The following is a 25913-nucleotide window of genomic DNA, read 5'->3' on the forward strand; positions in this document are numbered from 1 at the left end:
CCGTTCGCCGGGTATCGTCTGCGCAGTTGCGTGATTCAATTCAGCGCCCGTCTTCGTTTACGGGCGCTGTCTCTTTAAGCAAGGTAACTTCATGGATAGCTCCGTATATTTCGGCCGCGTCGCCGCGCTTCGTAATGCCATGGCGAAAGAAGGCATTGACGCCTGCGTCGTACTTTCGTCGGATCCGCACCTTTCGGAGTATTTGCCCGACCATTGGCAGGCACGCGCATGGTTAAGCGGTTTTGAAGGCTCTGCCGGCACCTTGGTTGTCACGCAATTGTTTGCAGGTCTATGGACGGATTCCCGCTACTGGGAACAGGCCGTCGATGATCTGGCCGGTTCCGGCATAGAACTGATGCGTGCCGGCGCCGACGATGTTCCATCCATACCCCGCTGGCTGACAGGACATCTTTCGGCCGGCGCGCGAGTAGCCGTCCATGGTCTGACACTCGCTTTGCGTACATATCAGGACTGGACGCTCGAATTGCAGCCCAGTCAGATCCAACTGGTGACCGATGTCGATTTGCCCGGTCGAATATGGTCCGACCGGCCTTCATTGCCCAGTTCGCCCCTGTACGAGCATCCCGCGCCTTTTGCATGCCGGAGCCGGGCCGGAAACCTTGCCGCGGTCCGTGAGGCAATGAAGCGCGAAAAAGTTGACTGGCACTGGATTTCAACACTGGACGATATCGCCTGGCTTCTTAATCTGCGTGGGGGCGATGTCTCGTACAATCCCGTCTTTCTGGCCCACCTGCTGTTGGGCGAGCAAGAGGCGAAACTCTTTGTCGATGCCTCTCGCATCAGCGTCGCGCTGCAAGAATCCCTTAAAACCGACGGAGTGGAGCTGTTGCCCTATGAAGCGGCATGCGATGTCCTGGCTGGGCTGCCTTCGAACGACCGGATTCTGGTGGATCCGGCCCGAACTACGGTCGGCATCACACGGCATGCCGTGGCCGAGCTGGTCGAAGCCATCAACCCGTCGCACCTGCTCAAATCCCGCAAGACCGGCGCAGAACTCGCGCATGTTCGGCTTGCCATGGAGCAAGACGGTGCAGCCTTGTGCGATTTCTTTGCCTGGTTTGAGTCCGCGTTGGGAAAAGAACCAATTACCGAACTGACCATAGACGAGAAAATCACCGAAGCTCGCGCGCGCCGCGAAAATTTCGTGTCGCCCAGCTTCTCGACCATCGCCGCGTACCGCTCGAACGGAGCGATGCCGCATTACCACGCGACACCGGAATCTCATGCTGTTATCGAGGGGGACGGTCTGTTATTGATCGACTCAGGAGGGCAGTATCTGGGCGGAACGACAGATATCACGCGCGTGGTCCCCGTAGGGACGACAAGCGAGGCAGAAAAACGGGATTACACACTGGTATTGAAGGGAATGATCGCACTGTCCCGTGCTGTATTCCCGGTGGGGGTCGCAGCGCCCGTCCTGGATGCAGTTGCGCGGCAACCTCTGTGGGCGGAGCTGGTCGACTTTGGCCACGGCACCGGCCACGGCGTTGGCTACTTTCTTAATGTTCACGAAGGACCCCAGGCGATATCGTACCGAACTCCTGCCCGGCCGTCGATGGCAATGGAGGAAGGCATGATCACGTCGAACGAACCCGGCCTGTACAGACCTGGAAAGTGGGGCATACGCATCGAGAATCTGGTGGCCTGCCGGAAGGCAGGAGCGTCCGAGTTTGGTTCCTTTCTGAAATTCGAGACTCTTACGCTATGCCCGATCGATACGCGGTGTGTACTGGTGGATATGCTGGATGAGGGTGAGCGGGGCTGGCTCAATGATTACCACCGCGAGGTGCGCGAGAGATTATCACCGCATGTTGATGGTGACGGGCTAGAGTGGCTGATACGCAGGACGGAACCGATTTGAAATGGGTGAGCGCGGATGGTTGCCATGAGCCTGATGTGTTTTGAAGTTCGTGCTGATCAACTGACGTCCGTCGGGCAGGGCTTGAGGACTGCAGAAGCAGCGTCACTCAAGATAAAGCGCCGTCGACCAAATAATTATCACTTGTTCACCATTGCCCCATTTCCGCGTCGGCTATAATCTCAATTTCCCGCTCCTGCCCGGCCGCCCCGGGCACCAATTACGATGACCAAATATGTATTTGTCACGGGTGGGGTAGTGTCCTCTCTCGGTAAGGGCATTGCTGCTGCTTCTCTGGCCGCCATCCTCGAATCGCGTGGCCTGCGCGTCACCATGCTGAAGCTCGATCCGTATATCAACGTTGATCCGGGCACCATGAGCCCCTTCCAGCATGGCGAAGTCTTCGTTACCGAAGACGGCGCTGAAACCGACCTTGATCTGGGTCATTACGAACGCTTCATCTCCGCCCGCATGCGGAAGTTCAACAACTTCACCACCGGCCAGATCTACGAATCCGTCCTGCGTAAAGAACGTCGTGGTGACTACCTCGGAAAAACCGTCCAGGTCATTCCGCATATTACGAACGAAATCCAGGAATTTATCGCGCGTGGCGCCAATGCCGCGTGGAATGGCGAGACTGACATCGCCATCGTCGAAATCGGCGGTACCGTAGGCGATATCGAGTCCTTGCCATTTCTCGAGGCGGCCCGCCAGATGAGCCTGCGCCTGGGCCGCAACAACGCCGCCTTTGTGCACCTGACCCTTGTGCCATTCATCGCTTCGGCCGGCGAGCTCAAGACCAAGCCCACCCAGCACTCCGTGCAGAAATTGCGCGAGATCGGTATTTATCCCAACGCATTGTTGTGCCGGGCTGATCGGCCTGTACCAGACGACGAGCGTGCCAAGATCTCGTTGTTCTCGAATGTGCCCCTGGACGCCGTGATATCCGTCTGGGACGCTGATTCGATTTACGAGATCCCCTCGATGCTTCATAAACAGGGCCTCGACAATCTTGTGTGTGATGCACTGGCCATCTCGCCGCCGCCCGCCGATCTTACCGTTTGGGACAACATGGTGCACGCGCTTCAGAATCCCAAGCACGAAGTACATATTGGCATGGTTGGCAAGTACGTCGACCTGACCGAGTCGTACAAATCCCTGACCGAAGCCTTGGTGCATGCCGGTATTCACACAAATTCGAATGTGTGCATCGAATACATCGACTCGGAAAGCATCGAATCCGAAGGTACCGATTGCCTGTCTCACCTGGATGCCATCCTGGTTCCCGGCGGTTTTGGAAAGCGCGGTACCGAGGGCAAGATCGCGGCGATACAGTATGCCCGTGAAAACGGTGTTCCCTACTTGGGAATTTGCCTGGGCATGCAGCTGGCCGTCATCGAGTTTGCACGCAACGTGGCCGGCCTGGAAGGCGCCAACAGTACCGAGTTTGATCCTTCCACCCCCCATCCCGTCGTCGCATTGATTACCGAGTGGCAGGATCGTGAAGGGCAAATCGAGCGTCGGGACTCAACGTCCGATCTCGGAGGCACCATGCGCAAGGGTGCGCAGCGTTGCCCTGTAAAGCCCAATACCCGTGCACATGCCATTTATGGCAATGAAGTTTACGAGCGCCATCGCCACCGTTACGAAGTGAACAACGCCTACGTGCCCCGTCTGGAAGAGGCCGGCATGGTGATCAGTGCGCGCACGCCCACCGAGCAATTGCCCGAAATAATGGAACTGCCGCAGCATCCCTGGTTCATGGGCGTACAGTTTCACCCCGAATTCACCTCTACGCCGCGCGACGGCCATCCGTTGTTCAGCAGCTTCATCAATGCGGCATTGCAGCGTCAGGCTCAGGCCGCCAAGGAAAACGTTTCATGAAATTGGGCGGATTCCAAGTGGGTCTGGACCAGCCGTTCTTTCTTATCGCCGGCCCCTGTGTCATAGAGTCACGCGAGCTTGCCTTCGAAACAGCCGGCCGGCTGCAAGAGATCACGCGCGAACTCGGTATCCCGTTCATTTATAAAAGCTCGTTCGACAAGGCCAATCGCAGCTCGGGCAGCTCCTTCCGCGGCCCGGGCATGCAAGAAGGTCTGGCCATCCTTGCAGACGTACGAGACCATTTCGGTGTGCCCGTGCTTACCGACGTTCACACCGAGGATCAGGTTGCCGAAGTTGCCGCTGTGGTTGACGTGCTGCAGACGCCGGCATTCCTGTGCCGTCAAACCGATTTCATCCGCGCCTGTGCGGCAACGCTCAAGCCGGTCAATATCAAGAAAGGCCAGTTCCTTGCGCCGCACGACATGATCCAGGTCGTCAAGAAAGCGCGCGAGGCAGCTATCGAGGCTGGCGGAGCCGGCGACAATATTCTCGTGTGCGAACGCGGTGCCTCGTTTGGCTATAACAATCTGGTCTCCGACATGCGGTCGCTGGCTATCATGCGTGAAACCGGATGCCCGGTGGTGTTCGACGCCACTCACTCGGTGCAATTGCCTGGCGGGCAAGGTACCAGTTCCGGCGGACAAAGCGAGTTCGTGCCCGTGCTGGCGCGTGCAGCAGTAGCCGCAGGCATATCGGGACTTTTCATGGAGACCCATCCGGATCCATCCAGGGCGTTGTCGGATGGACCCAATGCGGTTCCCCTGGATCGCATGGCATCTCTGCTTGAATCATTGGCGTCCATTGACCGCATCGTCAAGCAAAGCGGGGTGCTCCAGCAGGGGCTGTGAATTTCTGCAAGGCCCTGCAACAAGCGATACGGGCTCTTGCTTTTGCACAGTACAATCGAAGTTTTTCTGGCGGGCCGGCGATAGTGTTACCCGGCGATTCAAAGCTCCGGCCGCCGTCGGCTCCAATCATCAGGCAGGAACATCAATACCATGAGTGCAATCGTAGACATCATCGGACGCGAAATACTTGATTCACGCGGCAACCCTACCGTCGAGTGCGACGTACTGCTGGAATCCGGCGCCATGGGCCGCGCGGCGGTTCCATCAGGTGCTTCCACCGGTTCACGTGAGGCCATCGAGCTGCGCGACGGCGATAAGTCGCGTTATCTGGGCAAGGGTGTCCTGCGCGCTGTCGAGAATCTCAACACTGAAATCTCCGAGGCGTTGATGGGTCTGGATGCACAGGAACAGACCTTCGTCGACCGCACCCTCATCGATCTGGACGGCACCGAAAACAAAGAGCGTTTGGGTGCTAATGCCATGCTGGCAGCCAGTATGGCTGTGGCGCGCGCTGCGGCAGACGATTCCGGTCTGTCGCTGTATCGCTATTTTGGCGGTAGCGGCCCCATGCAGATGCCGGTTCCAATGATGAACGTGATTAACGGCGGTGCACACGCCAACAACACGCTCGACATGCAGGAATTCATGATTCTTCCCATCGGTGCGACCAGCTTCCGCGAGTCGCTGCGCATGGGCGCTGAAGTGTTTCATGCCCTCAAGAAGCTGATCCATGACCAGGGCATGTCGACGGCAGTGGGTGATGAAGGTGGCTTCGCTCCAAACGTTGCCAATCACGAGGCTGCGATCCAGTTGATTCTCGAGGCCATCTCCGCCGCGGGTTACGAAGCTGGTTCACAAATTGCGCTGGGTCTGGATTGTGCCAGTACCGAATTCTATCGCGACGGCCGTTACCATTTGGCCGGCGAGGGTGGTGTATCGCTGACATCACAGGATTTCTCCAACCTTTTGGCAACCTGGTGCGACAAGTACCCCATCATTACCATCGAAGACGGCATGGCCGAGAATGATTGGGAAGGCTGGAAGATCCTTTCAGAACAGCTGGGCAAGAAGGTGCAATTGGTAGGCGATGACCTGTTCGTAACCAATACCCGCATCCTGAAGCAAGGCATCGAACAGGGCATTGCCAACTCCATCCTGATCAAGATCAACCAGATCGGCACGCTTACCGAAACCTTTGCGGCCATCGAAATGGCCAAGCGTGCGGGTTACACAGCCGTGATTTCGCACCGTTCGGGCGAAACCGAAGACTCAACCATTGCCGACATCGCCGTTGCCACCAACGCGATGCAGATCAAGACGGGATCGCTTTCGCGCTCGGATCGTATGGCCAAGTACAATCAACTACTTCGCATCGAAGAAGAGCTTGCCGACGTTGCCTCGTACCCCGGCCGCGACGCTTTCTACAATTTGCGCTAAACCCCGGCTTGCCCGCTTTTGGGCGAGCCAGGTCTGACAGGCCCTACCGACCATGCGACTGCTACTGATTGTTCTGGTCTTGCTGACGGCATTCATCCAGTACCCGCTATGGTTGGGAAAGGGCGGCTGGTTGCGGGTGCACGAACTCCAGGCGCAGATCGCTGCGCAAAGCGAAACCAATGAAGCACTGGTCGCCCGCAATAATGCACTCGCCGCCGAGGTACAAGACCTGAAGTCGGGTACCCAGGCCATCGAAGAACGCGCTCGGGGCGAAATGGGCATGGTCAAGGAAGGCGAAATCTTTGTTCAATTGCTGGCTCCCAACGAAAGGCAGCCGGTAATATCCACCCCTCAAGCTAAAACCTCAAAAGTTGGCCGCTAGCGTCAGGGCTGCCCGGCACTGATTTCATGCCTTCGGAGCCAGGGTGATGTTTGGTATTTCAGTGCCTGCCTACAGGCAACACAACACGGTTCCGCATACGTCCTTTGGGTCGACAGGAACCGTGTTTTCGTTTCGGCCCGACCCAGCGGTTTCGGAAGACGGAAGCGTAACCGGTTGCTCGGGCGAGTAAGGAGGATCGACTGGACGCAGAAGCGATTCGCCGGGCTGAGGGGGCTGTTCGGAGTTTGGTAATAGGGGATTGGCAGGGAGCTTGCCGCGGCCAAGACACCAGATCCCGTTGCAGGGCGGCTGAACGCCGGACAGCGCAGAAAACAGGCCAGGCGCGCTTGTCAGCACCTTGTCGCTGCTTTGAGGCCAGGCAACGGGGTGGGACTGCATGGCAAGGCGCAAGGTTTGTCGCAAGGGCAAATAGCCGCTTGCGTAGGCGCTTTTGGCGTGCCCTTGCGAGAGGGGTGCCAGTAACCTCATGAGCCCCTGCATGCCGGGCACCAGGGGCTCATGCATATAGCTAAGTTGCAGTACCAGGCTGTTGGCATCGAAGATGGTTCCGCCCGAAGCCGGTCCACGGCCGGACGGCCAGCCTTGCTGTATGTGCCGCTGGTGTTGCTCGGCCTGATAATTGTTGTCGATGTGGTCCAGCCCCTGGGCGTCTGAGACGGAGACTCGGCGTGACGCGAAGTCGGTGAAGGCGGCCCGGGACGGCGAAACAATGACGATTTGCCAGGGTGGCGCCCCCGAGCGTTGCCGTCGTTGCGTCAGTGCTTGCTGCAGCCGATTGTAGGCCTGTTGGCGTGACGGCGCGGCGTAAACAGGCAGCAGGGCAAGTTCGAACGCGGTCTCGATGGTTGAGGGCCGGGCATGGTCGACGATACCGGCGCGACCGGCTTCAAGCAGTGCGAGGCTCAGGGCCTGCTTGACCAGAAACCATCTGCTGATCTCGATTGCCGCCAGCGCAACCATCAGCACGGGTATGGCAATTATGGTGAATTCGAGTGCGCCGGCACCGCGCTGCGAGCCGGGCCTCGGGAAGCGGGGGGCGGTAAGCATGCATCAGTATGCTTACCGCTTTGTCAAAGGTCGATTGTGGAAAGTGCCAGTGATGTTTTCGCGAAACCAGCCTGGGCCGGCAGCCAGGTCTAGTGTATGGTGCCCGCGTCAGGCGGGGGAGCGTCTTGAGGCTTGGTAAACAACTGGGCACAATCAATGGCATCGAAGCGATAAGGTTTGCCGCAAAAGTTGCATGACACGTCGATTCGATCGCGCTGCGACAGGATGTCCTCGATTTCGTCCCGCCCCAGCATGCGAAGCATATTTGCCACGCGGTCGCGAGTACAGGGACAATGCCAGCGCACCTTCAGCGGATCAAAGGCCAACAGGCTCTCTTCCCAGAACAGGCGATGGATGAGGGTGTCGGTATCCAGTTGCAGGAGCTCGTGGGCGTCAATGGTACTGGCAAGAGCCACGGCACGCTCCCAGGTGTCGTGACTGACTGTGGCGGCGGAACCCGTACCGCCCTGACCAGGCATCCGTTGCAGCAGGAGGCCTGCGGCATGGTCGCTATCGGCATTCAACCACAGGCGGGTGTCGAGCTGTTCGGAGTTGCGCATGTAATGCTCCAGAACCTCGGCCACGCTGTCGCCTTCGAGGGGGACCACACCCTGATAGGGTTGCATGTCGGCATTCTTGCGTTGCGGATCGAGAACAACAATGAACCGGCCCTGACCCTGGCTGTTGAGCAGGCTTTGCAGTGTGCCGTCGCGGGGCACTGCCAGTCCTTCACGCAGGCTGGCGGTGGCACGTATGGTCAGGTCAGATGTGCATTCGACCACGATGAGCGAAATGGGACCGTCGCCCTGTAATTGCAATACCAGGGAGCCATCAAACTTGATGTTGGTGGCAAGCAGCACTGCAGCCGCAGTAAGTTCACCGAGCAGCTTCTGCACGCACGGTGGATAGCTTTGATGGATAAGGCCCGTACGCCAGGCTTCGTCCAGCTTTACGGCTTGCGCGCGAACGCTCTGATCTTCGAACAGGTACTTCTTAAGTAAATCGCTCATGAGCGGATTTTAGCCCGAAAGCTTCTTCAGGCCTTGCCGGTACTCGCGCGCCCGCAGCACATAGCTCTGAGTGTTCTCGTGCATGAAATGAATTTCGTTTTCGGTGAGTTCGCGAACGACCTTCCCGACTCCAACGACCAGTGAATTGTCAGGAATCTGGCGTCCTTCGGGAATGATGGCACCGGCGCCAATCAGGCAGTTGCGTCCGATATGCGCGTTATTCAGGACGATTGCCTGCATGCCTATCAGGGCGCCCTCTTCGATGGTGCAGCCATGCAACATGGCTTGATGCCCCACGGTTACGTTCTGACCAATGGTCAGCGGTACCCCGGTGTCGACATGCAGTACGCTGCCTTCCTGGATATTGGAATTGCGACCGATCTTTATGGCTGCGTTGTCGCCGCGGATGCTGACGTTGGACCAGATGCTGACACCTGCCTCGAGAACGACGTGTCCGATGACATCGGCGCTTTCAAAGATGAAGGTATCAGCGTCGATGATGGGAGAGAGCCCGTTGAACTCATAGATGGCCATACTAACCCCAAAAAAAATCGTGTTATGGGGATTGTATAGCGGGGTCTGGTGGTACGAGCCAGAAGTTACCGTTTCTGTCGACCTGTGCCCGTATGCCGGTCATCCACCAGTCGCCGGAATAGCGCTCTTCGGTGGCTACAGGGTCGTTCCAGTATCCCTGAAACAGCGACGGATCTGGATGACCGTTTATGTCATAGCGATTGATGGCCAGCTCGCCGGCCACATCAGCGGGGCAGGGCAGGCCCTTTGAATCGAGCACCGTGATAAGGTGCCCTGGAAAAGGTCGACCCAGGCTGCCTGGTACGGCGGGCCACTTCTGTTGGCTGTTGCCCAGTACCAGTTGGGCTTCGGGAACACCCAGCACGATATTCGGTGCAATACCCAGATATTGCTCGCAGCACTGGTACAGGGCCTGATTGTCTGTGCTGTTGCCGTCGATGGCCAGCGCGCGCAAGGAAAGTTGCTGGGGCACTGGCGCCTGTTGAGCCTCGTCGATAAGCTGCGACAGCTGACCTGCCGAAAAGTAGGCGTGGGTGACCTTGTATCGCTGAAGCGTTTCAAGTGCACGCGGGCTCGAGAAACGTCCGAGTGTGGCAACAACCGGGCGGCCAAAGTACAAGGCGGGTAACAGTGCCGCCAGAAGGCCGGGCGCTGTCATCCAGTCGACCGGGCTCCAGAACGAGCCGGCCATGACGGGGAACCAGTTTTGCGACGCGACAAAGCCAGGCAAGCTTCCGATCAGCGCACTGTGCGCAAGCACGATTCCTTGCGGTGCGTTCTGTTTGAAGTTGTAAACCAGCACAGCCGGCCGGGAGCTGCTGAGGGGCAGGGGCCGAAACGTTTCGGGCTGACGGGCCAGCAATGTGCGCCAGGGAATGATGTTGTCGTGCTGAAACCCAAGCCCCACTATCTGGGACAGTTCGGGATAGTTCAGGTGCGCCTGCAAGAGGTCGGGTCCGGCAATGGTGTCTACCAGGGCAACACGCGCCTTGGCGTGCCGCATGCAGGCTTCGATGCCGCGTGCCTCGAGAGAGCTGGGCAAGGGTACTGCGACGGCACCCACGCCAAAAATCGCCATGAAGCTGGCAACGGTTTCCGGGCGTTGGCCCATGGCGATGCCGACCCGGTCGCCCGGCTGCACGCCCATTCGGAGCAAGCCGTTCGCCAGCCTGTTACTGGTTTCGGACAAACGGGAAAATGACCAGGTATCGACGTTGCCCAGTTCATCTTCGGTGTATATGGCGGTACGCCGACCCTCATGTGAGTTTTCGGCCCAACGATGCAGACACGCTTGCGCGATATTGAATTGAGAGGGAACAAGCCACTGGTAAGAAGAGTAAAGCTCCGCGTATTGATCGTTCATTTTTAGTGGGAATCAGCTAGGCAGAAGATGGCGTGGACGTCCGACCTTGCAAGCATGAACGACAAGCGGGTTCTGCGCAATCCCCCGGGTTTCAGAAAGTGTCGGGCTTAGGGTTTATACCGTCTTGGCCTTTCTGGCGTTCTTGCGTGGCTTGGCGTCCGTATGAATGAGTCTGGTGCCCAACAATCGGTCGTGCAGAAACTGGGCTTCCGGATCGATCCAGGTCCAGATGAAAATGCTGAACGGTGCAAATATGATCAGCATGTCCAGAAACCGGTATCCGGTTACATGCGACAGTGCCTGAATTACAAGCGCGACCAGCAGGGGAACCGGCCACAACATCACATAGCGCGCTACGAGTCGACTCAGGCGCGGCGTACGGCCGTCACGGTCAACCAGGCGCATATTCCAGGTTTTCATGGGCAGGGTCTGCCCACCGTAGCGCCAGCACATAATGAAATAAACCCCGATCGCCAGAAACAACACACCTTGACGCAGTCCTCGCAAGGTAAGGCCACTTCGGCTTTGAGTCAGCGTATCCAGCAAATAGCCCGCCAGAAAGACCACTGCAAACAGCAGTACGCCTTCATACATCATGCTTGCGAAGCGTCGCAGGCGGCTGGGAACGGTTGCGGTCAGGGTGGAATCCGGGAATATGAGGGTGTGCGGCATGCGAGTGTTTCGATCCAACGGGTAAGTACGTCTGAAGCAGTGGTGGATCGTATTATCCCGCATATAGCGAAAAAGCCGCTCGCGCGGCTTTCCGGATGTCGGCGGGTCAGCTGTCAGACCCCAATAACCGGGGCCTGCGCTACACCAGACGCTTAAGCGGCCGATTCGGCGTTACGCTTCAGCTGGACAGGAGCAGCGGCCTTCTTGGAAGATCCATTCAGCTTGACGAACAGGTTCTTCAGAGCCTTGCCGGGCTTGAAGCGCATTTGCTCTTCAATTGCCTCTTGCATCAGTTGGCGTTCGAGTTCATCGGTAAGACGGATGTCGCTGTTCAGGTGGATCATGATTGGCCTCTCTACATGAAAATGAACGTTTCGTTCAGGGTTAACCCTATTATAGGGTTTTCCCTAGGCCAAAGCAAGAATTTTGTTGCGCTGCGACAAGGGTGTTGCTTTTTAGTCTTTTTCCGTTGGAGGCGCGTTGCGTCTGTAGCTGGATTCAACCATCTCGAAACTGAACAGGCGGCATTCTAGCGGACCATTGTGAAGCGGGCGACGCCGTCGGGGCTTCAAGCGCAATTGCTGCGGAAGATCGAGATCGCTCGAAATGACATGCACTTGCCACCCGCTGAAGTGGCGTTTAAGGTTCTGTGCCCAATCCGCCCACAGGTCTGGCTCGTTATCTGCCAGCCGTTCCCCGTATGGCGGGTTGGTAACGATCCAGCCAGTGGGTGCCGGAGGGAGATAATTGCGGGCATCGCCTGTCTCGAAGCGAATGGTGTCCGGGGCGAGGCGTGCACGCCGAACGTTCTGTCTTGCCGCGTCGATGGCGGCCGGGTTGATGTCAACACCTACCAGCGGGGCGTCAAGGCCGGTCGCGATCCGGCTTCGGGCATCATCCTTGACGTCCCGCCACAGGCGCGCGTCGTGGTTTCTGAGGCGTTCAAAGCCGAATGGCCGCCAGATTCCCGGCGGCACGCCAAGAGCAATCCAGGCCGCCTCGATAAGAATCGTGCCGCTACCGCAGAACGGGTCGAACAGGGGTTCGCCTGGGTCCCAATCGGCCAATGCCAGCAGGCCGGCAGCAAGATTTTCGCGGATAGGAGCTTCGCCTTTATCGAGCCTCCACCCGCGTTTGAACAGGGATTCTCCGCTGGTATCCAGATAAAGCGTGGCCGTATCTTCAGAAAGGAAGAGGTGAACCCGTGCATCGGGTCGGACGGTGTCAATGTCGGGCCGGCTTCCCTCTCGCATTCTAAGCCGGTCACAGATCCCGTCTTTGGCGCGCAGGTTGCAGTATTGAAGGCTTTTCATCGGGCTTCGAATTGCCGAGGTATCCACCCGCAGGGTCTGCTCTGCGCCAAACCAGCGCTCCCATTCCGTACTGCGCGCAAGTTCCAGAATGTCGTCTTCGTGTTGCACGGACGCTTGTGACACCTGCACCAGTACGCGGGTAGCCAGTCGGGAATACAGGTTAAGCCGCTGGACGCCTGACCAGTCTGTGGTTAGCCGACATCCGGCCCGGCTGGCAATCGCATCGTCGAAGCCCAGTGCCTGAAGCTCCAGGGCAAGAGCCTCTTCAAGCCCGTGCGGACAGGGCGTGAATACGGGAAAGCGCTCGGCATGGCGCAGTGGCCTGCGGGCCGGTTTCGCTTCTTTATGTGGTTTGGGCTGCTGCTGGGGAACGGAAACGCTGGGGGCAGGACGCTTTTGGGCTTCTATTTCCCTTTGTGCGACATGTCGGGCGCGTGCGCCCGAACGCTTGCGTTTGGCATTGTCGCTTGTGGCAGAGGCCGACGGCTTCTTCTTGAGTGTCAGTGTCTTGCCGGGCTTGTTGGTGTCAGTCATGAGCAGGTGTTTTGTCGGGGCCGAAATGTGCCACGAGAAATCTAAAACGGTCGGACGACGACCAGTATAAGTACGGCAAGCAGCAAAAATACCGGCAGTTCATTGAACCAGCGATAAAAACGGTGGCCACGGGTATTGCGGCCCGCTTCGAATTTTTTCAGCAGGCGGCCGCAACCATGGTGATATCCTGCTATCAACAGCACACAGAACAGTTTGGCGTGCATCCAGCCTTGGCCACGCCCGAGGCCATAACCCAGATAAAGCCACAAGCCAAGTAAAACGGCGGGCACGGCCAATATCGTCATGAACCGGTACAAGCGGCGGCCCATGCCTGTCAGGTGCCTGTATACGGCGCTGTCGGTCGTTTGCGCGAGATTGACAAATATGCGGGGCAGATAGAACAGCCCCGCAAACCACGAAATGACGAACAGCAGGTGAAACGCCTTGACCCAGAGCATGATCTAGCCGCGCAACTGCCCGTTGCCGGTCAACACCCACTTGTAGGTGGTCAGGCCTTCAAGACCCACCGGGCCGCGGGCGTGCAGGCGGTTGGTTGAAATGCCTATTTCGGCACCAAGCCCATACTCGAAGCCGTCGGCGAAGCAGGTGGGCAGATTGATGTACACCGAACTGGAATCGACTTCGCGTTGAAAACGGGTCGCTGTCGTGAGGTTTTCGGTGACAATCGATTCAGTGTGGCCCGAACTGTATTGCGAGATATGTTCGATGGCCTGATCAACCGAGTCAACCACCCGGATTGCCAGTACGGGCTCCAGATATTCCGTTTCCCAATCTTGTTGGGTGGCCGGAATGACGTCGCTGATCAGGGCCTGCGTTTGCTCGCAGCCGCGCAACTCGACTCCCTTGTCTCGCAAGGTGGCGGCGATGCGGGGCAGAAAGGCGCCGGCGACGTCCCGATGGACAAGAAGTGTCTCCATCGTGCCGCAAATCCCGAAGCGATAGGTCTTGGCGTTGTCGGCGATGTCGTGCGCCTTGTCGAGATCGGCCGCAGCATCGATGTACACGTGGCAATTGCCGTCAAGATGCTTGAGCAAGGGGACCTTGGCCTCGGAGGCAAGGCGTGTGATCAGCCCTTTGCCGCCACGCGGAATGATGACGTCGATATGGTCGGTGAGTGTAACCAGTTCGCCCACCAGATCCCGGTCCGTCGTTGCCACGACCTGCACCGCATCCAGCGGCAGACCGGCATCGGCCAGCCCGGCACGGATAACCTCACCCAGCGCCCGGTTTGAATGGAAGGCTTCGCTGCCACCCCGCAATATGGTGGCGTTGCCCGACTTGAGGCACAAGGCGGCTGCATCGATAGTGACGTTGGGACGTGACTCGTAGATGATGCCGATAACGCCCAAGGGAACTCGCATCTGGCCGACGCGCATCCCGTTGGGGCGTATGACGGAAGCCGACTGGACACCGACCGGGTCAGGCATGGCGGCGATCTGCAGCAAGCCCGCTGTCATGGTTTCGAGGGCCTTGTCCGAAAGAGTGAGGCGATCGACCAAGGCAGCAGGCAATTGGTTGCGTCTTGCGGCTTCGAGGTCTTTGGCATTGGCCTGTTGAAGCTGTTGCTTGTCAGATTGCAGGCGCTCAGCCATGGCGCGCAGGGCTGTTGCCTTGGCTGAATCGGGGGCGTTCATGATGATGCGCGAGGCAGCGCGAGCGCGCCGGCCAAGTTCCAGCGCCATATCACGGGCGGACTCGGTGATGGCTTGGGTATCTGCTGGACCGGGACTGTTCATGTTGCAACTCTTTAAAAATACGGGTGTGGCGGCCTGAGACGGCCTGCCGGGGGATGCGTAATGTTCTATTGTAAAGGGTGTTACGCAGGGCGGGCTTGCTAGCCTAGGCGGCGCGAGGCGCGGCGACCCGGAGGATCAGCCGCGCCAGTTCTTCCCATGGGTCGTCCAATCGGCCCGATACTTTCAATCCCTTGATGAGTCGATCCACGTCGTGGGCATGCTGAACTGCAACCGGCCAGATTCTGGCGGGCAGGCGACGCAATGCCTGACGGAGCAATTGCTCGCGCGGTCCGAATACGCGTTGCTGACGCATGGCACCTGACAGGTCGTCACCCTGGGCCTGAATATCCGCCAAGCGCGCAAGCAGCCGGATTTCATCCCCCACTGCCCAAAGTACCAGCGGAAGGCCTTCTCCTTCGGCACGAAGACCGGCCAAAATGCGCAAGGCGCGATCCGCGTCGCCTGACAACATGGCATCGCGCAGGCTGAAGACGTCATAGCGGGCAACGTTCAGGACTGCTTGTCTGACCTGCTCCGGCGTGATGGGGCCATCGGGATACAGAAGCCCCAGCTTGAGGATTTCCTGGTGGGCGGCGAGCAAGTTGCCTTCCACTTTGTCGGACATCCATTCCAGGCTTTCCCGTTCGAGGCGTTGACCTTGCCGTGCCAGACGCTGACCGATCCAGGCGGGCAATTGTTGACGCCCGATAGTCGGGGCCTCGATGAATACGCCGGTTTGCTGCAAGGCGGTGGCCCACTTGCTTGAACGCGTGGCGCGGTCCAGTCGCGGCAGGCTGATGGTAAGAATGGTGTCGCTGAGTGTGCCGCGGGCAAATTGTTGCGCCAGACCCGCCAGGGTATCTCCGCCCGCCTTGCCGGGCTTACCGCTGGGGATCTTCAGTTCGACAAGCCTGCGGTCGCCAAACAGCGAAACGTTTTGCATGGCGCCTGTCACTGCCGCCCAGTCACTGCGTGCATCCATGACAAGGCTTGTGCGTTCGGCGTACCCCGCCTGGATCGCCAGGGCGCGCAGGCCGTCCAGGGCCTCGGTTACCAGCAGGGGTTCATCACCTGAAATTACGTAGAGGCCGTCCAGGCTTTTGCCGGCTTGCAATTGTTGCTCCAGCCGGTGCATCAGACCCTCGACATCGAGCCCTCGTGTCATGCGGCTTCCTGCTTATGTGTAGGATTTAGTATGTGGGAACCATGCTCGGGCTGGGCAGCGGAGTCAGGTCGGGCGACGGCATCATTTCATCGCGAGGCGCCGGTACTTCTGATGCCTGAGCCTCGGCATCGGTTTCGCGTGGCAGCGATTCGCGATGCTGATACGCTTCGTGCACCTCGGGGGAGGTCAGGCGTCGCACAATGCGATCGATAAGGCTGCGCTGCATCTCCTGAAAGAGCGAGCCGATTTCGCCCTGTTTTGCCTGCAGGGCATCTGGATCGTACGGTACTTCGCGCGTCGCGCGCAGTGTGGTCGGTGGCAGCAACTGGCGGCCTTGAGCATCGGTAAGCTGGAAGACAAAGACCAGATTCAGCTCGTATTCTTCGACGTTGCCCTCTGGGCTGATGGCGATTTCGCGCATCGACCGTTGCAAGGAGAGCTGGGTCAGCCTGGCTTGCGCTTCGGATACGTCCTCGACAAATCGTGTATTGGGAGAGGTTGCGACAATAAGGCGGCGCAAATCTGCCCCAAATGCAGAGTTTTCGGGCATGTTTGTGTACAGCGTGTCAAACGGCAAAGGCGACGTGCCCTTGAGCCGGAATCCGCAGGCTGCCAAAGCTGCCAGCAACACGACGCAGACAAGCCCGCGCAACCCCAGGCGGGGGGAAACAAAGGAGGGGCGAAGCGCAGGCTGGTACATATCCATGTTATCCGACGACGTTGACGAGTTTTCCGGGAACCACTATGACACGCTTGACGGGACGGCCTTCAAGGAAGCGGGCGACCGCCTCGTGGGCAGCCGCTTGCTGCTCGATATCGGCTTTGGACGTGCCCTGGGCCACCAGAATGGAGCCCCGCAGCTTGCCGTTGACCTGAAGCACAAGTTCTACTTCGTCTGCAATCAGTGCAGCCGGATCCACTTCGGGCCACGGTGCATCGAGTATGTCTCCCAGACGATCTGCAAAACCCAGGTCACGCCACAATTGCCAGGTTATATGCGGTACTACCGGGTAAAGCACTCGCAACAAAATGCCCAGTGCGTCGGCCATGCCCTGACGCGCGACGGGAGTGTCGGGCAGGCTGGCTGACTCAAGCGCATTAAGCATCTTCATGCATGCCGAGACCACCGTGTTGTACTGGATGCGTTCGTAATCGTAATCGGCTTGCTTGAGAAGAGTGTGGATTTCGCGGCGCAGTGTCTTGGTGGCGGGGTCGGCAGCGGTCCAGTCGGGCTGTGTGGCGTCGACGCCGGATATGAATTCCAGTTGCGATTTGCTGAATGCCCAAAGGCGACGCAGGAAGCGGTGTGCGCCTTCGACTCCTGAATCAGACCATTCAAGCGTTTGCTCGGGGGGGCTGGCAAACATCACGAACAGGCGTGCAGTATCGGCCCCCATCGAGTCGATCAGGGACTGCGGGTCGACACCGTTGTTTTTGGATTTGGACATCGTACCGATGCCGCCATATTGCACTTCGGACCCATCGGCTCGCAGGCGCGCTCCGACGATGTTGCCTTTTTCGTCGTAAACGTTTTCAACCTCTTCAGGCCAGAAATACTCAATGCCGCCCTGGGCGTTCTTGCGTGAGTAAATATGATTGAGCACCATGCCCTGGCATAACAGGCGGGTGAATGGCTCGTCGAAATTGACCAGGCCCAGGTCGCGCATTACGCGCGTCCAGAAGCGTGCGTACAGCAAGTGCAGCACGGCATGCTCGATTCCACCGATGTACTGGTCCATCGGCATCCAGTAATCGTTGCGCTTGTCGACCATTGCCTGATCATTGCCCGGCGAGGTATAGCGCATGAAATACCAGGACGAGTCCACGAAAGTGTCCATGGTGTCGGTTTCGCGCCTTGCGGGTTTGCCGCAAGACGGACAGGAGCACGACAGGAAGGCTTCGTGTTTATTTAGAGGGTTGCCGCTGCCGTCAGGAATCAGGTCGTCCGGCAGGACGACAGGCAAGTCTTTCTCGGGGACGGGAACCGGGCCGCAGTCATTACAGTGAATGATGGGAATCGGGGTGCCCCAGTAGCGTTGTCGCGAGATACCCCAATCGCGAAGACGCCAGGTCGTTTGCTTTTCGCCCAAGCCCCTGGCGGCCAGATCTGCCGCAACTGCATCAACTGTTTCCTGATGGTCGAGCCCATCGTAGCGGCCCGAATTGACGGTGCGCGTGTTGTGTTTTTGTTCGTACCAGTCTTGCCAGGCGTCTGTCGAGAAGGTCTTGCCCTCGACCGAGATGACGTTCTTGATTGGCAAATTGTATTTTTTGGCAAAGGCAAAATCGCGCTCGTCGTGCGCAGGCACACCCATGACGGCACCGTCGCCATAGCTCATCAACACGTAGTTTCCTACCCAGACCTCGACCTGTTCGCCGGTAAGAGGGTGGGTCACGGTCAGGCCGGTAGGCATGCCTTCTTTTTCGCGCGTGGCCATCTCGGCTTCGGTTGTTCCGCCTTTCTTGCAGGCGTCGATGAAGTTGGCCAGCTGCGGATTGCTTCGGGCTGCGTGGGTTGCCAGGGGATGTTCTGGCGCAACTGCGCAGAACGTTACCCCCATAATGGTGTCCGCCCTTGTGGTGAACACGTACATGCGACCATCTTGAATTAGCTTGCCCTGGTCATCGCGAATGTCGTGTGTAAAGGCAAACCGTACACCTTCGCTTTTGCCAATCCAGTTTTCCTGCATCAGCCGTACGCGCTCGGGCCATCCGGACAAGCCGTTCTTGACCTGATCGAGCAGCTCTTCGGCGTAGTCGGTGATGCGCAGGTAATAACCCGGAATCTCACGCTTTTCGACGGGAGCGCCCGATCGCCAGCCGCGACCCTCGATAACCTGCTCATTGGCCAGTACGGTTTGGTCCACCGGATCCCAGTTGACGACCTGTGTCTTGCGGTATGCGATGCCTTTTTCGAGCATCTTCAGGAATAGCCATTGGTTCCACTTGTAATAATCGGGATCGCAGGCGCACATTTCGCGCGACCAGTCGATGGCCAGTCCCATCGCCTGCATTTGCTTCTTCATGTAGGCAATGTTGTCGTATGTCCACTTGGCCGGCGGAACCTTGGACTTGATGGCCGCATTTTCAGCGGGCATGCCGAACGCGTCCCAGCCCATGGGCATGAGAACGTTATAGCCACGCATGCGAAGCTGACGCGTCATCATGTCGTTGATGGTGTAGTTACGCACATGGCCCATATGCAGTTTGCCGCTGGGGTAGGGCAACATCGAGCAAGCATAGAACTTGGGCTTGGGTTTGCCGTCGGCGCCGATGGCGTCTTCGGTGACACGATAGGCGTCGCGCGCCTGCCAATCGTTACGGGCGGCAGCTTCGACTTCGGCGGGGTTATAGCGTTCCTGCATGGATTCAGTTTCTTGATGTGGTGTTTGGTGCAAACTTTGCATTATAAGGTGCTTGGCGCGCAGGGGTCCCGCATGGAGACGGCCCGTGGGCCTTGCTGCGACACCTCAAACCAAAATGCCCCGCTCTGGGCGGGGCATTTACGGGGTACGTCGCGGTGTCGATTAGCGAAGTTTGGTTTCTTTGTACTCGACGTGCTTGCGAGCAACCGGATCAAATTTCTTGATCAGCATTTTCTCGGGCATGTTGCGCTTGTTCTTGGTGGTCGTGTAGAAGTGACCGGTACCAGCTGTGGATTCGAGTTTGATCTTTTCGCGAATACCTTTAGCCATGATGTGCTCCTGAGTATGGGTTTACCGGATAGGACAGTATTAAACTGCCTGGCCGCGGGCGCGAAGATCGGCCAAAACGGATTCGATGCCGTTCTTGTCGATAGTGCGGATGGCGCTGGCCGAAACACGCAGGCGAACCCAGCGGTTTTCGCTTTCAACCCAGAACCGGCGCGATTGCAGGTTGGGCAAAAAACGACGCTTGGTCTTGTTGTTTGCGTGCGAAACATTATTGCCCGTGCGAGGGCCCTTGCCGGTAACTTGGCATACGCGTGCCATGATCATACCCCTTAATGAATTCTTCAATATCTGTCAGATTTCCCTAAGCCCTGTACCTCCAGATGCCTGGTGGTCCTGGTGGTTTTGGGTAGAAAATCTAGTAAACCATCTATTCTATAACGAAAATGGGCCTGTTATCAAGCCGCGCGGCGTGCGAGTGCGCCGAAAAGCCACGAAAGCACGGCGCATATGAAAAGGATACCCACGAGCGGCATGGCAGTGCCGGATTGCCAAAGGCTGATGCCAATGCCTGCCGAGGCGCCGCAGATCATCTGGACCGTTCCCATTAGCGCAGAGGCAACTCCCAGCCGGTGTCCCTGACGGGACAGGGCCAGGGCGGCAGCGTTGGGGTTGACGAAACCCTGGCTGCCCATAAAGCCCATCAAGCATAACATCAGCAGGGGCAAAGAAAGCGCGTCGACGAGGATTAAAGCTACTGCTATCACGGTCGACAAGACTGCGGATATCTGCGCAAGCTTCAGCAGGCGTTCGGGCGAGTGGCGGTCGAGCAGGCGGGCGCTGACCTGGGAGCAGGTGATCAATGAGGCAGCGCCAAGACCAAATATGAAGCCAAAGTAGGTCGGGGGGATGTTGTAGACGTTGATCAGAATGCGCGACGCCCCCGAAATGAAGGTAAAGAGCCCCGCACTGCCCAGGCCGCCGGCCATGACATAAAAGATGAACTGGCGGCTTCGCATCAGGCCCCAGTAGTTTCGCGCCATGGTGCCGGCGCGCAACGGTACTACTTTCTCCGGAGGCAGGGTTTCCCGCATGTTGCGAGCTGTGAAATAGGTCAGTACAGCCCCGACTACGGTCATGATGCCGAAGATGCCCCTCCAGCCCGCAAACAGCAGGACTTGTGCGCCCAGGATAGGACCCAGGATGGGTGCGACTCCCATGATCAGCAGTAACAGCGACAGCGCCTTGGAAGCGTCCCGTGTTTCGAGGTTGTCTCGCACCACTGCTCTTGGAATGACGATGCCTGCTGCGCCACCCAGCGCCTGAACGATCCGCCACAGCATCAGATGCTCGATGTCGTCCGTAAAGGCGCAGCCCACCGAGGCCAGCGTAAAGATCACCAGACCGGCAAGCAAGGGAATCTTGCGGCCATAGCGGTCGGCCAGGGGTCCATAAATGATCTGCGCTGCCGCCAGGCCGATCAGATAGCTGGCAAGAGTTCGTTCAACCTGCCCTTGTGTGGCTCCGAGTCCCTGCACCATGGAAGGAAACGAAGGCAGGTACATATCTATTGCCAATGGCCCCAAAGCGGTCAGGGCGCCCATCAGCCACAGCCAGCCCGGCACGCTGCGGGTGAATCGTCTGGAAGACATGAGACAGTGGGCCAGGTGGCCCCGGAAAAACAGCGAAGCTCGTAGTCTAACAGTGATTTGACGGTCTCTTCAGCAGGCTGACCGACAATTTCAGGGTGTGGAAGTTGAGGCTCGCCTGTGCCTCCAGCTGCATTTGGTGATAAATTGACGGGCGTGCCGCCCGGGGGTAGAAGTCTGGGATTGCGTCAGATTCGCCATGACTCACAAAAATACAGGGGTCAAGATTGTCCGGCCGGAAATCAATGTCAGCTGAATACGTATAGGGGGTTGAGAACGTGAGTGCTGTATTGTCTTTGGTGGAAAAGAAACTGGCTTCGCTGCCATTGCCTGTGCAGGTCGTGATGCCTAATGGTGATACTGCAGGCTCAAGCAATGCGCGTATCCGCCTGAAGGTCAAGGATGTTGCGACCCTCAGGCATCTGGCGGCAGGCGAAGCTGGAACCTTGGGGGAAGACTATGTCGAGGGCAGGTTCGATTTTGAAGGATCCATGCGCGACCTCATGCTCCTGGCCTCGTCCATTTTGGAAGCTTCCCCGATAGAAACTGCCAAAGGCAACTGGTTTACCAGCTTGAAACGGCACTGGGTTTCGGTCAAGCGTCACTCCAAAGCGCGCGACGCAAAGCAGATCCAGTTTCACTACGATTTGTCGGACGAGTTTTATCAGCTGTGGCTGGATCCGAGGCGTGTGTATTCTTGCGCCTACTATCGCGAGCCCGACATGACGCTGGCTCAGGCTCAAGAGGCCAAGCTTGATCATATCTGCCGCAAACTGCGCCTTCGTGAGGGAGAGCGCTTTCTTGACATTGGTGCTGGTTGGGGCGGTTTGCTTTTATGGGCAGCCGAAAACTACGGCGTGGATGCCACCGGCATCACACTGTCCAAGAACCAGCATGCACATGTCAATCGCCTGATCGAAGAGAAGGGCCTGTCGGGGCGGGTCCGCATGACTCTGCTTGACTATCGCGATCTGGATGAGTCCAGGCCCTATGACAAGATTGCTTCAGTGGGCATGTTCGAGCACGTAGGTCGTGCCCAGCTGTTTGATTACTTTTCAAAGTTGCGCCGTCTGCTCAAGCCGGGCGGACTCATCATGAACCATGGCATCACTGCCGGCGGTGTGTACAACGCCGAGGTTGGTGCCGGCATGGGGCAGTTCATCGAGAAATATATCTTCCCCGGCGGCGAACTGACCCACATCAGTAATGAGCTGGCACAGATTGCCGATGCAGGGCTGGAAGACGTCGACGTTGAAAACCTGCGCCCGCATTACGCAAGAACCTTGTGGGCGTGGAGCGATTCGCTCGAGGCCCAGCTCGATGAGGCCCGCAAGACCCTAAAAGGCGAAAACGCCGAACGTTCGCTCCGAGCCTATCGCATCTACCTGGCCGGCTGCGCAATGGGTTTTGAACACGCCTGGATCGCCCTGCACCAGGTTCTGCTGCAGCACAAGCCGGTCACCGGGCGTCGAGACGAACTCGACAATCCTGCTGACCTTTCCTATCCATGGCGCAGGGACTATATCTATCGTTAAGCAGAGTGGGCGCTGTGCTGTCGGACCACGTGCCAGTACCAGATGTGCTGCAGCAGGGCCGACAGCCCTAGTCCGATCGCTGCCATCAGCCACATGGATGCAGCGCCGGAGGGCGCTCCGGGCATGATTATCTGCAGCACCGGTGCCAGACTGCCCGCACCAGGGCCAAAGCCCAGCCACCAGCCTCCGGCCAGCCCCAGCCCAAGTAACGCGATTATTTGCATCAGCAATGGAATCACGGCCACTTTGTACGCTCGCAGCAAATAGGCGTTGACGCACTGCATGGCGTCGCACAAGTGGAAGTACGGCAGAATCTGCAAGAGCAGGGCGGCCATGGCGGCCACTTCCAGGTTGTCGGTATAGGCAGCCAGGATGGCCGGCTTAAACCCCATGATCAGGGCGATTGTCAGCAGGGCACCGGCCAAGGCGATACTCAGGCCCGCAAGGCCTGTCTGCCGCGCGCGGGCCATGTCGCGTGCACCAATTGCCTGCGCTGTCAGCGAGGCCGAGGCAATGCCGATCGACATGGGCAACATATAGCAAAGCGCTACCAGGTTGGCAGTAATCTGGTGCCCGCCTGTTGCGTACATCCCCTCGCGTGCGATCAGCAAGGCCATGAAGGTGAAAGCAACAACTTCCACCAGATATGAGCCTCCCATTGGAATCCCAAGGCGAAGCAGTTCTTTCAGATCAGCCCACCGAGGCCTGTCCAGGCGAGGCTGGAATTGCCTGAAGAAACCGTCGTGCCGCATGATCCAGAGCCCGGCCGCAAGGCTGAACCAGCTGGTAATGGCGGTGGATAGTCCGGCACCGGCGGCTCCTAAAGCCGGCGCACCCAGTTTCCCAAATATGAAGACCCAGTTGAAAACGCCTTTGACGACTATGGCAGCCAGGTTTATCGTCATGACCACTTTGGGTCGTGACACCGCTGTTCCCAAGGCATAGATGGCGCGGAAGGCCAGTGCCGCCGGCAGCGCCAGTATCAGGGCGCGCAAATACCAGGTGACTCCGTTGCGCACGGCTGGATCCACATCTCCGGACAAGGACAGCCAGGCATCCGGGAATAGCATGGCAATTGCTCCCAGCGCTGAAAGGCCCATGGACAGCCAGACTCCCTGGCCCCAGGCCCGCCCGACTTCAAGCAGGCGTTGAGCCCCGTAGTGCTGGCCAATGATGGGAATAAGAGCGTGGATGACTCCCATCAGGCCGACAAAGATGGTGATGTAAATGGATACGGCCAGAGACATCGCCTGAAGGTCCGCAGCACTGGCGTGGCCTGCCATGGCGGTATCCATGACGCCAAACGCCATGCTGGCCCACGCACTGATCAGTACGGGCCAGGCTTGGCGCAGGGTTTCCCTGACTTGCATCAGGAACGTCTGCGCGGCGGATCTTGACGTCATTGAGAATTCAATCGCAGTAAACGGAATACCTCGCGCCGATCCGCACCACGCTTGCCTTCCCAGAGCACCTGGGCTCCGGGCGCGAAATCGGCTTGCCCGGTCTGGATGGCCTCGGGCGAGGTTTGCTGCAGTACGAGCGTGCAATCGGCGCTGTAGCTGAAGCGCAGATCGTCAAAGACCAGGAACGACGCGCGCTGTCCGGTTCCGAGGGCCAGGCCACGTACACATTCGCCTGTCCGTTGATGGGTTTGAAGCGCCTGGGCCAGCTGCGACGACACTTCACGGTAACTCCGGACATAGTCGAGGGCAGGCAGCCAAAGCGTGACAAGCAAGAGCCAGGTGAGCACGATGCCGCAGGCGGACAACACGGTACCGCGCCACAGCGCGGCGGGCTTGGCCAAGAGGCGCCAGCGAACCAGCGCAATCCATGCCAGCGTCCCCAGTACTGCGATCGCTACCGCTGACACGGACACAAAGGCTTCGTATCCACGCGTTTGGCGTGCGATATTATGGGAGATCTGTTCGGGCCAACCTGCTTGCAGCGCGATCCAGCCCAACCAGACCGTTGCGCAGGCGAGTGAAAAGCACATCACGGCAAACCAGTCGAGCGAGTTGACCACACCGCGACGCAAGGTCGGCAGCGAAAACGCAGCAAGTACGGCGGCCGGAACCGCCATGAGGCTGTACTCGGGTTCGAAGGCGTCCGCCAAGAAAAGCATCACCACGAATGGCCACAGCATGAACATCAGTGGAATCCAGATGTGCGGTGCAAACAGCCAGGTGCGCCAACGCCAGATCGCCAGCAGGGCGAAGGGCCAGGTGGGCCACAGGAACCAGGGAAGGTCCCGCAAAATGCTGAGTATTCCGGAATAGTGTGGCATGCCGAAGGAAGTGATATTCCACAGCCACCAGTTGTGGACCCAGTAAGTGCTGAACTGGCGTGCGGGTATCCACCAAAGCAGCCCCAGGCAGATTGCCAGGACAACACTGATGATCAGCCAGTGCTTGGCCGGCCATAAGGCGCTACGCGGCACAAATACACTTGGAACAGCCAGAATGATAGGTAGTGCACCGATCCAGCCGCGCGTCAGGAAGGCGGCACCCAATGCCACACCCAGGGTAATGGCACCCGATAGCGGATGGTCCAGCATGCGGGAAACCGCATAAAACGCCAATGCCTGGAACGCAATCAATGCCGGAACTTCCGAGGTTTCGTGCAAGCGCCAGATAATGCCGACGGTAGCCAGTATCAAGAGCAGTGCGGCATCGGCGATCATGCGCCCGTAATCCCGCACAGTGGGTTCGCCGCCAAAGGGGAGCGCCAGCGGTTGGGGCTCGGGACGGCGTCCAAGCAGATAGGTGCCGTACCACACAGAACCTGTGATGATTCCGAACCAGAGCAGGTTGGGCAGGCGCGAGGCAAGGAGCTTGGCCTCGAGTGGTGAGGTAAAGAATTCGAACAGGGGACTGAATAGCCAGATGCTTATGGCTCCGACCCAGGTGATCAGGGGGCCGTTCTGGGCGTAGGCCATATTGCCTATTTGTGGCAGGAGCCAGGCGTGCCAGCCGTCTTGAAGTGCGGTGAGCATGGTGGCCAGGCCGGCCACGTCGTCGGTTTTCCAGGGGTCTCGAAAAAACAGCCCCGAAAAAATATACACGAGCCCCAAAGCGAGCAGGGGCATTCGGGGAAGCTTCGTGGTTGCCGTTGCGGTCAGTCGCGCCGGCGTTGAGTGAGAGTCATGCAAAGCCACAGATCAACAAGGAAAAATGACGGAACAGGGCCATCTTAAAGTAAAAAGGCAGCCCTGGGGCTGCCTTTGAATTTCGGCC

23 protein-coding genes are annotated in these 25913 nt (G+C 58.4%); 6 read left to right on the plus strand and 17 right to left on the minus strand.

What is annotated here, in order from left to right:
* Positions 1–91 precede the first annotated feature (91 nt).
* The 5 genes from Q1J88_RS02725 to ftsB all read left to right on the plus strand — a co-directional run bounded on the left by Q1J88_RS02725 (position 92) and on the right by ftsB (position 6430).
* Entirely contained in the window at positions 92–1882 is a 1791-nt protein-coding gene (locus Q1J88_RS02725) for an aminopeptidase P family protein (RefSeq protein WP_301115881.1), read from the plus strand.
* 222 nt (positions 1883–2104) lie between these two features.
* The gene (locus Q1J88_RS02730; protein WP_301115882.1) at positions 2105–3763 is read left to right on the plus strand and encodes a CTP synthase; all 1659 of its coding nucleotides are present in this window, start codon (positions 2105–2107) and stop codon (positions 3761–3763) included.
* Positions 3760–4611 (plus strand): 3-deoxy-8-phosphooctulonate synthase, encoded by an 852-nt coding sequence (gene kdsA, locus Q1J88_RS02735; protein WP_301115883.1) that lies wholly within the window; start codon positions 3760–3762, stop codon positions 4609–4611. Before Q1J88_RS02730 ends, kdsA begins: the two co-directional genes overlap by 4 nt.
* A 150-nt stretch (positions 4612–4761) precedes the next feature.
* Positions 4762–6048: a phosphopyruvate hydratase gene (gene eno / locus Q1J88_RS02740; protein WP_301115884.1), complete on the plus strand. Its 1287-nt coding sequence runs from the start codon at positions 4762–4764 to the stop codon at positions 6046–6048.
* A 52-nt stretch (positions 6049–6100) separates the two neighbouring features.
* Positions 6101–6430: a cell division protein FtsB gene (gene ftsB / locus Q1J88_RS02745; protein ID WP_301115886.1), complete on the plus strand. Its 330-nt coding sequence runs from the start codon at positions 6101–6103 to the stop codon at positions 6428–6430.
* A 69-nt stretch (positions 6431–6499) separates the two neighbouring features.
* Here ftsB and Q1J88_RS02750 read toward each other — a convergent pair whose 3' ends face one another.
* The 15 genes from Q1J88_RS02750 to Q1J88_RS02820 form a co-directional block, all read right to left on the minus strand.
* A complete protein-coding gene (locus Q1J88_RS02750) occupies positions 6500–7498 on the minus strand; it encodes a TadE/TadG family type IV pilus assembly protein (protein WP_301115887.1) in 999 nt (332 codons plus the stop codon).
* Positions 7499–7587: 89 nt separating this feature from the next.
* The gene (hslO, locus tag Q1J88_RS02755; protein ID WP_301115888.1) at positions 7588–8508 is read right to left on the minus strand and encodes an Hsp33 family molecular chaperone HslO; all 921 of its coding nucleotides are present in this window, start codon (positions 8506–8508) and stop codon (positions 7588–7590) included.
* 9 nt (positions 8509–8517) lie between these two features.
* Entirely contained in the window at positions 8518–9042 is a 525-nt protein-coding gene (locus Q1J88_RS02760; protein WP_301115889.1) for a gamma carbonic anhydrase family protein, read from the minus strand.
* A 22-nt stretch (positions 9043–9064) separates the two neighbouring features.
* Positions 9065–10405 carry an AMP-binding protein gene (locus Q1J88_RS02765; protein WP_301115890.1) on the minus strand — a complete coding sequence of 447 codons (1341 nt, stop codon included), beginning with the start codon at positions 10403–10405 and terminating at the stop codon, positions 9065–9067.
* A 114-nt stretch (positions 10406–10519) separates the two neighbouring features.
* On the minus strand, positions 10520–11077 hold the full coding sequence (locus tag Q1J88_RS02770) for an RDD family protein (protein ID WP_301115891.1): 558 nt from the start codon (positions 11075–11077) through the stop codon (positions 10520–10522).
* Between the two features lie 152 nt (positions 11078–11229).
* Positions 11230–11421: a hypothetical protein gene (locus tag Q1J88_RS02775; protein ID WP_301115892.1), complete on the minus strand. Its 192-nt coding sequence runs from the start codon at positions 11419–11421 to the stop codon at positions 11230–11232.
* Between the two features lie 111 nt (positions 11422–11532).
* On the minus strand, positions 11533–12924 hold the full coding sequence (locus Q1J88_RS02780) for a class I SAM-dependent RNA methyltransferase (RefSeq protein WP_301115893.1): 1392 nt from the start codon (positions 12922–12924) through the stop codon (positions 11533–11535).
* Positions 12925–12965: 41 nt separating this feature from the next.
* Entirely contained in the window at positions 12966–13382 is a 417-nt protein-coding gene (locus Q1J88_RS02785; RefSeq protein WP_301115895.1) for a CopD family protein, read from the minus strand.
* Between the two features lie 3 nt (positions 13383–13385).
* Complete coding sequence (locus Q1J88_RS02790; RefSeq protein ID WP_301115941.1) at positions 13386–14627, minus strand: glutamate-5-semialdehyde dehydrogenase; 1242 nt, start codon at positions 14625–14627, stop codon at positions 13386–13388.
* A gap of 157 nt (positions 14628–14784) precedes the next feature.
* Positions 14785–15846: a DNA polymerase III subunit delta gene (holA, locus tag Q1J88_RS02795; RefSeq protein WP_301115896.1), complete on the minus strand. Its 1062-nt coding sequence runs from the start codon at positions 15844–15846 to the stop codon at positions 14785–14787.
* A 25-nt stretch (positions 15847–15871) separates the two neighbouring features.
* Entirely contained in the window at positions 15872–16552 is a 681-nt protein-coding gene (lptE, locus tag Q1J88_RS02800; protein WP_301115897.1) for an LPS assembly lipoprotein LptE, read from the minus strand.
* Position 16553: 1 nt separating this feature from the next.
* Entirely contained in the window at positions 16554–19211 is a 2658-nt protein-coding gene (gene leuS / locus Q1J88_RS02805; protein WP_301115942.1) for a leucine--tRNA ligase, read from the minus strand.
* A 162-nt stretch (positions 19212–19373) separates the two neighbouring features.
* Positions 19374–19541, minus strand: coding sequence for a 50S ribosomal protein L33 (rpmG, locus tag Q1J88_RS02810; protein ID WP_301115899.1), 168 nt, complete (start codon positions 19539–19541; stop codon positions 19374–19376).
* Between the two features lie 39 nt (positions 19542–19580).
* On the minus strand, positions 19581–19817 hold the full coding sequence (gene rpmB / locus Q1J88_RS02815) for a 50S ribosomal protein L28 (RefSeq protein ID WP_026068229.1): 237 nt from the start codon (positions 19815–19817) through the stop codon (positions 19581–19583).
* 137 nt (positions 19818–19954) lie between these two features.
* On the minus strand, positions 19955–21148 hold the full coding sequence (locus Q1J88_RS02820; RefSeq protein WP_301115900.1) for a multidrug effflux MFS transporter: 1194 nt from the start codon (positions 21146–21148) through the stop codon (positions 19955–19957).
* 275 nt (positions 21149–21423) lie between these two features.
* On the opposite strand from Q1J88_RS02820, the gene Q1J88_RS02825 reads away from it, so the two are divergent.
* Positions 21424–22680, plus strand: coding sequence for a class I SAM-dependent methyltransferase (locus Q1J88_RS02825; RefSeq protein WP_301115901.1), 1257 nt, complete (start codon positions 21424–21426; stop codon positions 22678–22680).
* Here the strand turns inward: Q1J88_RS02825 and Q1J88_RS02830 are convergent.
* Together Q1J88_RS02830 and Q1J88_RS02835 are read right to left on the minus strand one after the other, a co-directional pair.
* Positions 22677–24083, minus strand: coding sequence for an MATE family efflux transporter (locus Q1J88_RS02830; protein WP_301115902.1), 1407 nt, complete (start codon positions 24081–24083; stop codon positions 22677–22679). The two genes, Q1J88_RS02825 and Q1J88_RS02830, sit on opposite strands and share 4 nt — an antisense overlap.
* Complete coding sequence (locus tag Q1J88_RS02835) at positions 24080–25765, minus strand: glycosyltransferase (RefSeq protein WP_301115903.1); 1686 nt, start codon at positions 25763–25765, stop codon at positions 24080–24082. The genes Q1J88_RS02830 and Q1J88_RS02835 overlap by 4 nt, the downstream gene beginning before the upstream one ends.
* Positions 25766–25913 lie beyond the last annotated feature (148 nt).

Origin of the sequence: Pusillimonas sp., from assembly GCF_029263785.1 — a bacterium.
Lineage (GTDB): Bacteria > Pseudomonadota > Gammaproteobacteria > Burkholderiales > Burkholderiaceae_B > Pusillimonas.

Excerpts from the sequence above, each read along its gene's own strand:
- Q1J88_RS02725 (WP_301115881.1), top strand. The coding sequence starts at position 92 with ATGGATAGCTCCGTATATTTCGGCCGCGTCGCCGCGCTTCGTAATGCC.
- Q1J88_RS02730 (WP_301115882.1), top strand. The coding sequence starts at position 2,105 with ATGACCAAATATGTATTTGTCACGGGTGGGGTAGTGTCCTCTCTCGGT.
- kdsA (WP_301115883.1), top strand. The coding sequence starts at position 3,760 with ATGAAATTGGGCGGATTCCAAGTGGGTCTGGACCAGCCGTTCTTTCTT.
- eno (WP_301115884.1), top strand. The coding sequence starts at position 4,762 with ATGAGTGCAATCGTAGACATCATCGGACGCGAAATACTTGATTCACGC.
- ftsB (WP_301115886.1), top strand. The coding sequence starts at position 6,101 with ATGCGACTGCTACTGATTGTTCTGGTCTTGCTGACGGCATTCATCCAG.
- Q1J88_RS02750 (WP_301115887.1), bottom strand. The coding sequence starts at position 7,498 with ATGCTTACCGCCCCCCGCTTCCCGAGGCCCGGCTCGCAGCGCGGTGCC.
- hslO (WP_301115888.1), bottom strand. The coding sequence starts at position 8,508 with ATGAGCGATTTACTTAAGAAGTACCTGTTCGAAGATCAGAGCGTTCGC.
- Q1J88_RS02760 (WP_301115889.1), bottom strand. The coding sequence starts at position 9,042 with ATGGCCATCTATGAGTTCAACGGGCTCTCTCCCATCATCGACGCTGAT.
- Q1J88_RS02765 (WP_301115890.1), bottom strand. The coding sequence starts at position 10,405 with ATGAACGATCAATACGCGGAGCTTTACTCTTCTTACCAGTGGCTTGTT.
- Q1J88_RS02770 (WP_301115891.1), bottom strand. The coding sequence starts at position 11,077 with ATGCCGCACACCCTCATATTCCCGGATTCCACCCTGACCGCAACCGTT.
- Q1J88_RS02775 (WP_301115892.1), bottom strand. The coding sequence starts at position 11,421 with ATGATCCACCTGAACAGCGACATCCGTCTTACCGATGAACTCGAACGC.
- Q1J88_RS02780 (WP_301115893.1), bottom strand. The coding sequence starts at position 12,924 with ATGACTGACACCAACAAGCCCGGCAAGACACTGACACTCAAGAAGAAG.
- Q1J88_RS02785 (WP_301115895.1), bottom strand. The coding sequence starts at position 13,382 with ATGCTCTGGGTCAAGGCGTTTCACCTGCTGTTCGTCATTTCGTGGTTT.
- Q1J88_RS02790 (WP_301115941.1), bottom strand. The coding sequence starts at position 14,627 with ATGGCGCTGGAACTTGGCCGGCGCGCTCGCGCTGCCTCGCGCATCATC.
- holA (WP_301115896.1), bottom strand. The coding sequence starts at position 15,846 with ATGACACGAGGGCTCGATGTCGAGGGTCTGATGCACCGGCTGGAGCAA.
- lptE (WP_301115897.1), bottom strand. The coding sequence starts at position 16,552 with ATGGATATGTACCAGCCTGCGCTTCGCCCCTCCTTTGTTTCCCCCCGC.
- leuS (WP_301115942.1), bottom strand. The coding sequence starts at position 19,211 with ATGCAGGAACGCTATAACCCCGCCGAAGTCGAAGCTGCCGCCCGTAAC.
- rpmG (WP_301115899.1), bottom strand. The coding sequence starts at position 19,541 with ATGGCTAAAGGTATTCGCGAAAAGATCAAACTCGAATCCACAGCTGGT.
- rpmB (WP_026068229.1), bottom strand. The coding sequence starts at position 19,817 with ATGGCACGCGTATGCCAAGTTACCGGCAAGGGCCCTCGCACGGGCAAT.
- Q1J88_RS02820 (WP_301115900.1), bottom strand. The coding sequence starts at position 21,148 with ATGTCTTCCAGACGATTCACCCGCAGCGTGCCGGGCTGGCTGTGGCTG.
- Q1J88_RS02830 (WP_301115902.1), bottom strand. The coding sequence starts at position 24,083 with ATGACGTCAAGATCCGCCGCGCAGACGTTCCTGATGCAAGTCAGGGAA.
- Q1J88_RS02835 (WP_301115903.1), bottom strand. The coding sequence starts at position 25,765 with ATGCCCCTGCTCGCTTTGGGGCTCGTGTATATTTTTTCGGGGCTGTTT.